The sequence below is a fragment of the Xanthomonas campestris pv. badrii genome (assembly GCF_012848175.1).
Lineage (GTDB): Bacteria > Pseudomonadota > Gammaproteobacteria > Xanthomonadales > Xanthomonadaceae > Xanthomonas > Xanthomonas campestris_C.
The window spans coordinates 1,051,914-1,063,645 of record NZ_CP051651.1; the positions used below are offsets into that span (position 1 = coordinate 1,051,914).

The window sequence follows — 11,732 nt, forward strand, 5'->3', positions numbered from 1 at the left end:
GGTCGCCGTTCCTAGGCTGGCAGCAAACCACGCGCATCCAGCCAGCTGCGCGCGTTTTCCGCATCCTGCTCGAACCAGGCGCGGGTAGAACCCAGGCGATAGGTGTAGCCCCAGGCATCCATGTCGGCCATCAGCCGTGCGCTGCCCACACCGGGCAACTGCTCGGCCAGCAGGATCTGCAGATAACAGGTGGCATCTTCTTCATCCACCGAATCGGTGGCATCGGTATGCACGGCGGCACGTTTGTCGGCAGGTAGTACGATCAGATGTCCGGCCTCGTGCAGCATCGAATGCACCGGCGTGTCGTCGCGCACATACACATCGCAACCGATGATGCCGGCCTCCGGTTCGCCCCAGAAACTGCCCGGTATTGCCGCGCCGGTGGCCACCCGATGCAGGCGTAGCCCGTAGCGGGCAAGCAGGGCGGCCGGTGCATCCAGGCCGATATCGGCCACGCGCAGCACGCCGGACGTGTCGGAGGCGGAATCAGGATGAGGGGTCACGCTCGGTGGCTCATGGTCAGGCGCGCGGCAAGCGCGCAGTGGGCAGAAACCAAAACGGCACCGTGCTGCCGCGGTACCGTCGGGAGGATGGCGTGGCCGTTGCCACACAGCGCGCCTGCTCGTGCAAGGGGCGCGCCGGCATCCATGGCCGCGCTTACTTGTCGCCGTCTTCCGGCAGCGCGACCGAGATATCCAGCACGTCGTGCTCGCCGTCCTTGACCAGATCAACCCGCACCGCATCGGCGTCGATGTTGACGTACTTCTTGATCACTTCCAGCAATTCGCGCTGCATCAGCGGCAGGTAATCCGGCCCGCCGCGGTGGTTGCGCTCCTGCGCAATGATGATCTGCAGGCGGTTCTTGGCCGTCTCGGCGGTGTTCTTCTTGCTCTTGAGAAAATCGAGCAGGCCCATGCTTACCCTCCGAACAGCTTGCTGAAGAAGCCTTTCTTCTCCACGGATGTGAATCGCATCGGGCGCTCCTCGCCCATGATGCGGGCGACTGCGTCGTCATACGCCTGGCCGGCCGGGGACTCGGCATCCAGGATCACCGGTTCGCCCTTGTTGGAGGCGTTGAGCACGTCGCCGGATTCGGGAATGACGCCGATCGCCTTCAGACCCAGCACTTCTTCCACGTCGGTGATGCTGAGCATCTCGCCGCCTTCCACGCGGCCGGGGCTGTAGCGGGTCAGCAGCAGGAACGCCGGCACCGCCTTGCCTTCCTCGGCCTTGCGGGTCTTGGAATCGAGCAGGCCGATGATGCGGTCGGAGTCGCGCACCGAGGACACTTCCGGGTTCACCACCACCACCGCACGGTCGGCGAAGTACATCGCCAGGAACGCGCCTTTTTCGATACCGGCCGGCGAGTCGCAGACGATGTAGTCGAAGCCGTCGGCGGCCAGGTCCTTGAGCACCTTCTCCACGCCTTCCTGGGTCAGCGCGTCCTTGTCGCGGGTCTGCGAGGCGGCCAGGACGTACAGGTTCTCGAACCGCTTGTCCTTGATCAGCGATTGCTTGAGCGTGGCTTCGCCATGCACGACGTTGACGAAGTCGTACACCACGCGCCGCTCGCAGCCCATGATCAGGTCCAGGTTGCGCAGGCCGACGTCGAAGTCGATGACGGCGACCTTCTTGCCGCGCCGCGCCAGCCCGCAGGCCAGGCTCGCGCTGGTGGTGGTCTTGCCGACGCCGCCCTTGCCGGAGGTGACTACGATGATTTCAGCCAAAGGATTTCTCCGAATATTTCTGTGGTTGGGCCGCGTCAATCAAGCGCAGCGATCTTGATCTGATCCTGCTCCAGCCAGACCTGGACGGCCTTGCCACGCAGGTCCATGGGAACATCGTCCAGCACCTTGTAGTGGCCAGCGATGGCAACCAGTTCGGCGTGGAAGTCGCGGCAGAAGATGCGCGCGTCCGGGTTGCCCTGCGCGCCGGCCAAAGCGCGGCCACGCAGGGTACCGTAGATATGGATGCTGCCGTCGGCGATGACCTCGGCCCCGGCGCCCACCGTATTGAGTACGGTCAGGTCGCAGTGTTCCGCATACAGCTGCTGGCCCGAGCGCACCGCGGTGCGTTGCATGCGGCCAGGCGCCGGGCGTGCGGCCGGCGGCGCCGGTTCGGCGCGCGCAGGGGGCGGTGGTGGTGGTGGCGGGCTGACCGCGGTCGGCTCGTACTGGGCACGGAACTTGGCCAGCAACGGCACGCCGAGCTGCTGTGACAGCAGGTCGATCTCGCTGGTGCCGTAGGCCAGTGCCACCGGCAGCACGCCGGCATCGCGCAGGCCATCCAGCAGCGCCTTGGCGGTGGCCATGTCCGGCACCTGCGACAGCCCGCCGAAATCCAGGATCACCGCCGCACGCCCGAACAGCTTGGGCGCGCGGGTCACGCGCTCACGCATTTCCTGCACCAGCCGCGCCACGTCCAGGGTGCGCACGCGCAAATTGGCGATGCCCACCTGGCCGATCTTCAGTTCGCCGGCCTGTTCAAAATCCACATTCACACTTGCCACGCCTCAGGTCCCCGTCGATGGATTGGCGGTGGCGGCGGCATGACGCGGCCGGCCCACCCACGGCAATTCTTCGGGCAAGGTGCCGCCGTAGGTCTCCTTGACCCAGGGATAGCTGCACATGTCCTTCATCAGCATGCTGGCGCGCACGTCCACGTCCGGCATGGTGTTCTGGCCCACTTCGCGGAAGCCGAAGCTGCCATGGAACAGCAGCGCCGCGTCGGCGCCATGGTCCAGGAACACCTCGCAGGCCAGCTGCGGGTAACGCAGCTCGGTGTAGCTCTGCACGTCGGCGTAGAACGCCCGCCCGACGCCGCCGCCGCGACGGCGGCTGGCAACCACGATGCGGTCGATATAGAAGAATTCCGGGTGACGGTCCCGGAACCAGGCGAAATTGCTGCTGTCATGGGCACTGCCGCTGCCGAAACCGACCAGGAAGCCGGCCAGGTTGCCGTCGCGCTCGGCGACGCGGAAATATTCGGCCTGGGCGTAGAACCGTTGCAGCTTGGTTGAATCCAGCGGCAGGATCGCCAGTCCGGCATTGTTGTTCAGGGCCAGGACGGAATCGAGCTCGTGCTCGCGCACGTCGCGGATGACGATCGACATTGGGACTCCGTGGGGTAACGCTCTCGACCCGAAATCGGATCTGCGTTGGATTATTACATGCGTGGCCTGAAGCGGCGACCCGGCGCGTGCTCGGCGGCCGGGTCGCGCGTGCCGGCGATGGGCCGCCACGCAGCGCCCGATGCATGCCGCCGCCACCTGCTCCGCCACCGGGGCGACCGCTGGCCCGAAGGCGCCGGCAGGCGCATGCATGACTTCCGGCAAGAGGGCAGCGGCCGCGCTTGGGCCTAAGATGCGGACATGTTGGGATACCTCAGTCATACGCGCGTCCTGCGCTTTGCCGGCCTGTTCACCTGGGCAATGATCGCCATGCCGTTGGTGTTCATCTACTGGGCGCCCGCCGAGGACGGCGACCACCGCAGTGTGATGGAGGCGGCGATGATGTCGGCGTTCTTCGTCGGCTTCGGGGCCAGCTATTTCTGGTTGACGCGCGGCCTGAGCAGCGGTGGCCATGCCCACTGGTACGACCGGCTGATCCTGCTGCTGCTCACGATCTGCGCGCTCGCGGTGAGCTACCTCACCCGGACCGGGCTCGGCAGCATCCTCATGATGGTGGCGGCCGGCGTGATCCCCTGGCTGTTGCCGCTGCGCGTCGGCGTGGTCTGGCTGGTGCTGAGCCAGTTGGCCGTGCTTCCGGTCTACCACCTGTTGCTGGGGTTTCCGGTCTCCGGCGCGCTGATGCAGTCGCTGCTCTACGGCGGCTTTTCGATGTTCATCTTCGTCACCAGCCTGGTGGCCCGCCAGCAGGCAGAAGCCCGCGAGGAACAGCGCCGGCTCAACGCCGAACTGCGTGCCACCCGTGCGCTGCTGGCCGAAAGCGCGCGCATCAACGAACGCACCCGCATCTCGCGCGAGCTGCACGACCTGCTGGGGCATCACCTGACCGCGCTCAGCCTCAACCTGGAGGTGGCCGGCCACATCACCGAAGGCCAGGCCCAGGAGCATGTGCGCCAGGCGCATACCCTGGCCAAGCTGCTGCTCACCGACGTGCGCGAAGCGGTCAGCCAGTTGCGCGACAGCGGCGCGATCGACCTGGAAGCGGCGCTGCGGCCGCTGGTCACCCAGGTGCCGTCGCTGGACATCCACCTGGACATCGCCCAGCCGCTGACCCTGGACGACCCCGAGCGCGCCCATGTGCTGCTGCGTTGCACCCAGGAGATCATCACCAATGCGGTGCGCCACGCTGGCGCGCGTAACCTGTGGATCCAGGTGCGGCGCGATGCGGAGACGGTGTTGATCGATGCCCGCGACGATGGCCATGGCGCCGATGCGGTGGCGCCCGGCAACGGCTTGCGCGGCATGCGTGAGCGGCTCAGCCAGTATGGTGGGCAGCTGGAAATCCAAACCCGGCGGGGTGACGGCTTCGGCCTGCGCATCTCCGTTCCAGGCGCGCCGGCACTGATGCCTGCGGCCGTGACTCAAGGAGTGTTTTGATGATCCGTGTGTGCCTGGTCGACGACCAAACCCTGGTGCGCCAGGGGATCCGCTCGCTGTTGGCGCTGGATAACGGCATCGAGGTGGTGGCCGAGGCCTCGGACGGAAAGCAGGCGGTGGAGCAGATTCCGCAGATCCAGCCCGACGTGGTGCTGATGGACATGCGCATGCCGGTGATGTCCGGCCTGGAGGCGCTGCAGATGCTCTCGCGCAACGGCACGCTGCCGCCGACCATCATCCTGACCACCTTCGACGACGACCAGCTGGTCCTGGCCGGGCTCAAGGCCGGCGCCAAGGGCTACCTGCTCAAGGATGTCTCGCTGGAGCAGCTGGTCGGGGCCATCCGCACCGTGGCCGATGGCGGTTCGCTGGTGCAGCCGGCAGTGACCCAGCGCCTGCTCTCGGGCCTGGAACACATGCGCAACGAGTTCGTCAGCCTGGACCGGCCCGATCCGCTCACCGACCGCGAGACCGAAATCCTGCGATTGATGGCCAGCGGCTTTTCCAACAAGGAGATCGCCAATTCGCTGGGCGTGGCCGAGGGCACCATCAAGAATCACGTCTCCAACATCCTCTCCAAGCTCGGCGTACGCGACCGTACCCGCGCGGTACTGAAGGCGTTCGAACTGCAACTGGTCTGACGGCAGGATGTCCCGCCCGGCGCAGCGCGCCGGGCGTTCGCGGGCGCGCAAGCCTGCGGCTTGCAGGCGGCGCCCGCTCACCCTGTCCAAGTAACGAGTGCGGTGGCGCCGGCTTGCCTGCGGCTTGCATCGTCTGGGGTCTTGCGACAGCCCGCTTCGCTCCGGTCGGGCGTCGCGTCCTGGCGGCATCACACGCAGGCAGCGTGGGATGTGCATGATGGCTGCGCGCAGTCGGCGCAAACCCTTGCAACGGCTGGGATTGCGCAGCTCCACCGCGACGTTGCACGCGCTGAATGACACCGCAAGACCGCGCTACCCGTCGCACAACTGAACATCTTTGCCGAAGCCTGCTAGGATGGTGGCTTCGCTTCACCCAACCCGGCCGTGGGATCGGCCCCGGAGACCTCCTGAATGACCCGTATTATCGAGTTCCTGATCGCCTTGGGGATCGTGGCTGGCTTGTTTGTCGTGGTGGGCTTGGTGTTGCCCTCGGAGCGGCAGATGTCCGAGAGTGTTGAGACCAACCGCAGAATGACGATTGTTTACGACACCGTGAACAGCTTCCGTCGGTTCAAGGATTGGAACCCGCTTGTGCTGCGCGACCCGAAGATCCAGCTGAAGCTGGCCGGCCCGGAAGAGGGCAAGGGCGCACGCGTCGAATACAGCTCCAACGAGGGCTACATCGGCAACGGCAGCTGGGAAATCAAAAACACCGTCAAGAACGAGCGTGTCGAGATCGCGATCGAAGATCCCACCAAGGGCTACGACAAGGTCACCAATTTCACTCTGGCGCCGACCGGCAAGAACAACAAGAACGTCAAGATCACCCAGGACTACAGCGTCAAGTACGGCTGGAACCTGTTCGGTCGCTACGCCGGCCTGTATGTCAGCCGCCACGTGGGCGACGACCTGAAGCTGGGTCTGTCGCGTCTGGCCACCGTACTGGCCACCGTGCCGAACTTCGACTACCGCGCGCAGCTGGATGGCAAGCCGGTGTTGAGCGATCTCAAGATCGTCGACGTGCCGGCCGAAGACCTGCTGGTCGTCACCGCGGGCAATATCGACCGCGACAACGAGACGATCAAGAAGTCGATCAAGGACAACCAGGAGTGGATCAAGCGCGTGATGGACGCCAATGGTCTGGAAGCGGCTGGTCCGGTCCGTATCGTCACCACCGACTTCGCCACCGACAAGTACGCGTTCGACGTCGTGCAGCCGGTCCGCAAGCGTGCCGGTGGTGCGCCGAAGGCCGATGCCAAGACCGACACCGCCAAGGCCGGTGCCAAGAAGGATGACGCGGCAGCCGCTGCTCCGGTCGATGCGACTCCGGTCGCTGCCACCGGCGAAGAACTGAAGCTCAATATTCCGTCCGAGGCACCGGTGAAGTACCAGCGTACTCCGGCGCACCGTTCGGCCTTTGCGACCTATGCAGGTCACATGGCTGGTCTGGATGCCGTGCGTAACTCGCTGCGCGCCTGGGCTGCCACCAGCGGCATGGACGTGACCGAGCGTCCGTACGAAAGCTGGAAGGGCGGCGTGGACAAGTCGTTCACCCAGGACGGTACCTATGATGTCTACTGGGCCATCAAGTAATCGCCTCGCCGCGATGACCTGATCCAGACCAAAGCGCGCCGCAGTCCTGCGGCGCGCTTTTTTTTGCGCTACGGCGCTGCCAGGGAAGTTGCCCGCATGGCTTTGCTCGACCGTCGTAAGAAACACCCCTCATTGCTGGCGTTCTGCGGCGGCCTGCTGGCCGCCATGGCAGTCGGGTTGTCGGCTTACGCCTCGCACGGCGTGGCCGATGCGCTGGTGCAGTCGCGGCTGCAGTTGGCGTCGCTGTATGCGTTCGGCCATGGCGCGGTGCTGACTGTGCTGGGCGCTACCGAAACGCGCGTCCTCGGGCGGGGGGGCCTGTACCTGCTGCTGCTCGGAACGCTGCTGTTTGCCGGCAGCCTGGCCGGCGGCGCGTTGCTGCACTGGCCGACCAGCCTGGCACCGGTGGGCGGCGTCAGCCTGATGCTGGGCTGGGTGGTGCTGGCCATCGGCGCCTTGAGGCGCTGAGATGCCGCGGCATGCGCGCGGGTTCGATGTAGAGGCCGCCTTCGCGCATCTGGCCCGGCGCGATCGCGCGCTGGGCGCCTGGATGAAGCGTATCGGCCCCATCGCGCCGCAGCCGGGTTGGCGCAAGCCGTTCGACCCGGTGGATGCGTTGGCGCGGGCGATCCTGTTCCAGCAGCTCAGTGGCAAGGCCGCGTCCACCATCGTGGCACGGGTGGAGGTGGCCATCGGCGCGAGCCGGTTGCATGCCGACACGCTGGCGCGCGTGGACGATGCCGCGCTGCGCGCCTGCGGTGTGTCCGGCAACAAGGCATTGGCGCTACGCGATCTGGCGCAGCGCGAACTGGCCGGTGAGATTCCTTCGCTGCGCCAATTGGCCTTCATGTCCGACCAAGCCATTGTCGATGCGCTGGTGCCGGTGCGCGGCATCGGTCGCTGGACGGTGGAGATGATGCTGATGTTCCGCCTGGGCCGCCCGGACCTGCTGCCCATCGACGACCTGGGCGTGCGCAAGGGTGCCCAGCGCGTGGACAAGCACGACCAGATGCCTGCCCCCAGGGCATTGGCCGAACGCGGCGAACGCTGGGGCCCGTACCGCACCTACGCCGCGTTTTATCTATGGAAGATCGCCGACTTCAGCGTGGCCGCCAAGGTGCCGACACCGCGTTCCCAGGAGTGATCGAACGCGCAAGCGCGGCGCGACCGCTGCACGCGTCAAGCCGCATGCCAGCGCCAGTGCCACGGCTCGTAGACGATGCCATGCGGGTTGTGGCGCGGGTAGCTCAGGCGATAGCCGAAATGCGGCGCATGCTGGCTCAGCCAGGCAAACGCCGCGGTGGACTCGAACGATTCTTCGGCCGGCGGTTCGCCCGGGGTGCCGATATCCAGCGCGTCGCCGCTGTGGTGCTCGCTGAAACCAGGGGCGGCGTTGACTGCCAGGATCTGATCCAGGGTGAGTCCGCGGCCGAACTTGCGCTCGAAGATGCCAAGTTGGTAATCGTGGCTGCGATAGCCGGAGATGGCATCCAGCACGATGTCCGTTCGCAGCGCTGCCGCACGCATCAGGCGCCATGCACGCGCCGCGCCTGCGCTGAGCCATAGTGGCCGGCCGAAGCGATCGCGCCCGGAAAGGTGCAACGTCGCCGGCTCGGCGATCAGCTGCAGGCCGGTTTGTTGCTGATAACCGTCTGTATCCAGCCCGAGTTGGCTCAGGCGGCGTTGCAGGCCGTCGACCATCAGCGTTGCGCCGTGCGGCTGTTGCATGCGGGCAGCGGCGGCCTGCAGCCGGTCCAGCGCCGCGTCCAGCCCGGGCTCGCGTGCCAGCCGCGGTATCAGCGGCATGAGGCCGTGTGCCAGCTGCGCGGCCAGATAACGTCCGTCGCGCTTGCGCCGCAGCAGCCAGTCGGCCTGTGCCAGTACGCGGGCGTCGGCGTTGCCGTGGGCGCGCATCAAGGCGGCGGGCAGCAACTCGATGCTGGTGGTGTTGAGCAGCAGGGTCGGGGTCGGGCGCATCGCAACAGGGTAGGGCCAAGTGTTGCCTACGGCCAGCTGCAGCCAAAGCAGCCAACAAAACGACTGTGCAGCCGTCGAACGGCCGCGACCCTTGCTCGCGACGGCATTGCCACCCATGCACCGCGGTTCGTCGATGCCCGGCTGATGACTGCTCGCGATGGTCTGTCGGCCGCTGTTGAATCCTCCAGCAGTTCGTCCCGGCGGTCATCACGCGAGATGTCGCCGACGAGCATGTATGCCAGCGCGATGGTGGCTGAGCCCACGGGTCTGGTCATGCCGAGGGTTCCTTGTCGCCCTGCGGCTTCGGTAGCCGCCCGGCTTTGCGCAGCGCGTCGCGCAGCACGTATTCGATCTGCGCGTTGAGGCTGCGCAGTTCGTCGTCGGCCCAGCGTTGCGCGGCGGCCAGGACATCGGCGTTGATGCGCAGCGGGTAGGCCTTCTTTTCGCTCATTCGCCGGTCCTGCGACTGCCGTGGCGGCGCAGGTGCATGACCATCGACACGATCAGCGTATTGACGCCGATGATCATGCCGATCACCACCGCATAGATGCCGGCGCGGTTGTCGCCCACCCAATACAGGCACGCGGCGCCGACCAGGATCACCAGGCTGATCAACGCCCAGCGCAGGCCCAGGCCGCGCGCGCGGTCATCGTCGTCCGCCCCGATCGAGGCGGCGATCGCCAACGCAGGCAACCCCGAAAGCGCAACCACCAGCGGCACCATCACATTCATTGCATCACCTCAATACAGCGAGCCGGCGTTGACCACCGGTTGGGTCCCGCGATCAGAACACAACACGGTAAGCAGGTTGCTGACCATGTGCGCCTTGCGCTCTTCGTCCAGCTGCACTACGCCATTCTTCTGCAGCTCGGCCAGCGCCATTTCGACCATGCCCACCGCGCCCGCCACGATGCGTGTGCGTGCGGCGATCACCGCGTTGGCCTGCTGGCGCTGCAGCATGGCCTGGGCGATCTCCGGTGCATAGGCCAGATGGCTGATGCGTGCTTCGATCACGTCCACGCCGGCCTGGGTAAGCCGTTCGTCCAGGTGCCGCTTGAGCTGTTCGCTGATTTCGGACGGGTGGCTGCGTAGCGAAATCTGGCCTTCTTCGTGCTGGTCGTAAGGGTAGCTGGTGGCCATCGCGCGCAATGCCGCTTCCGACTGGATATGCACGAAGCTTTCGTAGTCGTCCACGTTGTACACGGCCTCGGAGGCATCGAGCACCTGCCACACGATCACCGCGGCGATCTCGATCGGGCTGCCGTCCAGTTCATTGACCTTGAGCCGTCCGCTTTCGAAATTGCGCACGCGCTGGCTGACCCGGCGCTTGGCGTAGAAGGGGCTGTTCCAGCGCATCCCCGGGTCCTTGACCGTGCCGACGTACTTGCCGAACAGGCTCAGGACGGCTGCCTGGTTCGGCTCCAGCGTGTACAGGCCGACCAGGACGAACACATTGCCGGCAGCGACCAGAATGGCCGGCAGCATGGACAGGGCCGGCAGCAAGCCCATGCCCGCGGCGATCAGCACGGTGGCAGCCAGCAGCAGGACGACGACACTGACGGCGATCACTGGAATGCCGGGAAAAGAACCGAGCGACTTCTCTTTCATGGCTGGGGCGTCCTTGTGGTTTGGAAGAAAGATATCAAATTGATATCAATTGTGGGCGGGTTTCCGACCGGCGGTCGTGGCATCGGCCCGCTAGAATGGCTGCCCCTTTCGATCTGGATGACGCCTCATGACCACCCTCGGCACCCCGCTGTCGCCTTCCGCCACCCGCGTGCTGCTGCTGGGCTCGGGCGAACTGGGCAAGGAAGTGGCGATCGAGCTGCAGCGCTTCGGTGTGGAGGTGATCGCGGCCGACCGCTACGCGAATGCGCCGGCGATGCAGGTGGCGCATCGCTCGCACGTGCTGAACATGCTCGATCCCGCCGCCTTGCGCGCGCTGATCGCCAGCGAGCGGCCGCACCTGATCGTGCCGGAGATCGAGGCCATCCATACCGAGACCCTGGTGGCGCTGGAACGCGAGCAGGGCCAGAAGGTCATCCCCACCGCGCGCGCCGCGCGCCTGACCATGGACCGCGAAGGCATCCGCCGTCTGGCTGCCGAAACGCTGGGCCTGCCGACCTCGCCATACCGCTTCGTCGACACCGCCGCGCAATACCGCGAGGCGATCGCCGCGGTTGGCCTGCCCTGCGTGGTCAAGCCGGTGATGTCGTCCTCCGGCAAGGGCCAGAGCACGTTGCGCAGCGAGGCCGATATCGATGCCGCGTGGGAGTACGCGCAGACCGGTGGGCGCGCCGGTGCCGGCCGCTGCATCGTCGAAGGCTTCATCGATTTCGATTACGAAATCACCTTGCTCACCGTGCGGCATGCCGGCGGCACCTCGTACTGCGATCCCATCGGCCACTGGCAGCAGGACGGCGATTACCGCGAAAGCTGGCAGCCGCAGCCGATGTCGGAGGCTGCATTGCGTCGCTCGCAGCAGATCGCAAAAGCCATCACCGACGACCTCGGCGGCTGGGGCCTGTTCGGCGTGGAGCTGTTCGTCAAGGGCGACGAGGTGTGGTTCAGCGAAGTGTCGCCGCGTCCGCACGACACCGGTCTGGTCACGCTGGTCTCGCAGGACCTGAGCGAATTCGCGCTGCATGCCCGCGCCATTCTCGGCTTGCCGGTGGGCGCGGAAGATGGCGGGGTGATCCGTCAGAGTGGCCCGTCGGCCTCCTGCGCGCTGTTGGCGCATGGCAATGGCGTGCCGGTGTTCGACGCCGTGGCCGACGCGCTGCGCGACCCGGATACCGCGCTGCGACTGTTCGGCAAACCGCGCGTGGATGGTCACCGCCGTGTCGGCGTCACGCTGGCGCGCGCGCAGAGCATCGATGCTGCACGTGAGAAAGCGCGTGTTGCGGCTGCGGCGCTGACGATCCAGCTGCAGGGCTGATCGCCGCACATTCTGAGAA

At 66.2% G+C, this 11,732-nt stretch carries 15 protein-coding genes; 6 read left to right on the top strand and 9 right to left on the bottom strand.

The genetic code is table 11. The annotated features are described in order from the left end of the window. Positions 1-11 precede the first annotated feature (11 nt). The 5 genes from HG421_RS04520 to HG421_RS04540 form a co-directional block, all read right to left on the bottom strand. Entirely contained in the window at positions 12-503 is a 492-nt protein-coding gene (locus tag HG421_RS04520) for a hypothetical protein (RefSeq protein WP_169705397.1), read from the bottom strand. Positions 504-657: 154 nt separating this feature from the next. Beyond that, a complete protein-coding gene (minE, locus tag HG421_RS04525; protein ID WP_003484370.1) occupies positions 658-915 on the bottom strand; it encodes a cell division topological specificity factor MinE in 258 nt (85 codons plus the stop codon). A 2-nt stretch (positions 916-917) separates the two neighbouring features. Further along, a complete protein-coding gene (minD, locus tag HG421_RS04530; RefSeq protein WP_169705398.1) occupies positions 918-1,727 on the bottom strand; it encodes a septum site-determining protein MinD in 810 nt (269 codons plus the stop codon). Between the two features lie 35 nt (positions 1,728-1,762). After that, complete coding sequence (gene minC, locus HG421_RS04535) at positions 1,763-2,509, bottom strand: septum site-determining protein MinC (protein ID WP_169705399.1); 747 nt, start codon at positions 2,507-2,509, stop codon at positions 1,763-1,765. A 3-nt stretch (positions 2,510-2,512) separates the two neighbouring features. After that, positions 2,513-3,112, bottom strand: a complete 600-nt coding sequence (locus HG421_RS04540; RefSeq protein WP_169705400.1) for a GNAT family N-acetyltransferase — start codon at positions 3,110-3,112, stop codon at positions 2,513-2,515. A gap of 258 nt (positions 3,113-3,370) precedes the next feature. On the opposite strand from HG421_RS04540, the gene HG421_RS04545 reads away from it, so the two are divergent. From HG421_RS04545 to HG421_RS04565, 5 genes are all read left to right on the top strand, one after another. Continuing rightward, positions 3,371-4,564, top strand: a complete 1,194-nt coding sequence (locus HG421_RS04545) for a sensor histidine kinase (protein WP_169705401.1) — start codon at positions 3,371-3,373, stop codon at positions 4,562-4,564. Beyond that, entirely contained in the window at positions 4,564-5,205 is a 642-nt protein-coding gene (locus tag HG421_RS04550; protein WP_005990002.1) for a response regulator, read from the top strand. Before HG421_RS04545 ends, HG421_RS04550 begins: the two co-directional genes overlap by 1 nt. A 411-nt stretch (positions 5,206-5,616) precedes the next feature. Beyond that, positions 5,617-6,798, top strand: coding sequence for an SRPBCC family protein (locus tag HG421_RS04555; RefSeq protein WP_169705402.1), 1,182 nt, complete (start codon positions 5,617-5,619; stop codon positions 6,796-6,798). Positions 6,799-6,894: 96 nt separating this feature from the next. Next, a complete protein-coding gene (locus tag HG421_RS04560; protein ID WP_169705403.1) occupies positions 6,895-7,266 on the top strand; it encodes a DUF423 domain-containing protein in 372 nt (123 codons plus the stop codon). Between the two features lies 1 nt (position 7,267). Next, on the top strand, positions 7,268-7,942 hold the full coding sequence (locus HG421_RS04565) for a DNA-3-methyladenine glycosylase family protein (protein ID WP_169705404.1): 675 nt from the start codon (positions 7,268-7,270) through the stop codon (positions 7,940-7,942). 35 nt (positions 7,943-7,977) lie between these two features. On the opposite strand, the gene HG421_RS04570 is transcribed toward HG421_RS04565, so the two are convergent. The 4 genes from HG421_RS04570 to HG421_RS04585 form a co-directional block, all read right to left on the bottom strand. Then, a complete protein-coding gene (locus tag HG421_RS04570; RefSeq protein WP_169705405.1) occupies positions 7,978-8,775 on the bottom strand; it encodes a M15 family metallopeptidase in 798 nt (265 codons plus the stop codon). 271 nt (positions 8,776-9,046) lie between these two features. Next, positions 9,047-9,226, bottom strand: coding sequence for a hypothetical protein (locus tag HG421_RS04575; protein WP_064509638.1), 180 nt, complete (start codon positions 9,224-9,226; stop codon positions 9,047-9,049). Further along, positions 9,223-9,507 carry a hypothetical protein gene (locus HG421_RS04580; RefSeq protein ID WP_169705406.1) on the bottom strand — a complete coding sequence of 95 codons (285 nt, stop codon included), beginning with the start codon at positions 9,505-9,507 and terminating at the stop codon, positions 9,223-9,225. Before HG421_RS04580 ends, HG421_RS04575 begins: the two co-directional genes overlap by 4 nt. Positions 9,508-9,516: 9 nt before the next feature. Then, positions 9,517-10,383, bottom strand: coding sequence for an SPFH domain-containing protein (locus HG421_RS04585; RefSeq protein ID WP_169705407.1), 867 nt, complete (start codon positions 10,381-10,383; stop codon positions 9,517-9,519). 127 nt (positions 10,384-10,510) lie between these two features. Between HG421_RS04585 and purT the strand changes: the two genes are divergently transcribed. Then, positions 10,511-11,713: a formate-dependent phosphoribosylglycinamide formyltransferase gene (purT, locus tag HG421_RS04590; RefSeq protein WP_169705408.1), complete on the top strand. Its 1,203-nt coding sequence runs from the start codon at positions 10,511-10,513 to the stop codon at positions 11,711-11,713. The last annotated feature ends 19 nt before the right edge of the window (positions 11,714-11,732 follow it).

Coding starts and splice junctions, on each gene's coding strand:
- minE (WP_003484370.1), bottom strand. CDS start 915: ATGGGCCTGCTCGATTTTCTCAAGAGCAAGAAGAACACCGCCGAGACG.
- HG421_RS04540 (WP_169705400.1), bottom strand. CDS start 3,112: ATGTCGATCGTCATCCGCGACGTGCGCGAGCACGAGCTCGATTCCGTC.
- HG421_RS04545 (WP_169705401.1), top strand. CDS start 3,371: ATGTTGGGATACCTCAGTCATACGCGCGTCCTGCGCTTTGCCGGCCTG.
- HG421_RS04550 (WP_005990002.1), top strand. CDS start 4,564: ATGATCCGTGTGTGCCTGGTCGACGACCAAACCCTGGTGCGCCAGGGG.
- HG421_RS04555 (WP_169705402.1), top strand. CDS start 5,617: ATGACCCGTATTATCGAGTTCCTGATCGCCTTGGGGATCGTGGCTGGC.
- HG421_RS04560 (WP_169705403.1), top strand. CDS start 6,895: ATGGCTTTGCTCGACCGTCGTAAGAAACACCCCTCATTGCTGGCGTTC.
- HG421_RS04565 (WP_169705404.1), top strand. CDS start 7,268: ATGCCGCGGCATGCGCGCGGGTTCGATGTAGAGGCCGCCTTCGCGCAT.
- HG421_RS04570 (WP_169705405.1), bottom strand. CDS start 8,775: ATGCGCCCGACCCCGACCCTGCTGCTCAACACCACCAGCATCGAGTTG.
- HG421_RS04575 (WP_064509638.1), bottom strand. CDS start 9,226: ATGAGCGAAAAGAAGGCCTACCCGCTGCGCATCAACGCCGATGTCCTG.
- HG421_RS04580 (WP_169705406.1), bottom strand. CDS start 9,507: ATGAATGTGATGGTGCCGCTGGTGGTTGCGCTTTCGGGGTTGCCTGCG.
- HG421_RS04585 (WP_169705407.1), bottom strand. CDS start 10,383: ATGAAAGAGAAGTCGCTCGGTTCTTTTCCCGGCATTCCAGTGATCGCC.
- purT (WP_169705408.1), top strand. CDS start 10,511: ATGACCACCCTCGGCACCCCGCTGTCGCCTTCCGCCACCCGCGTGCTG.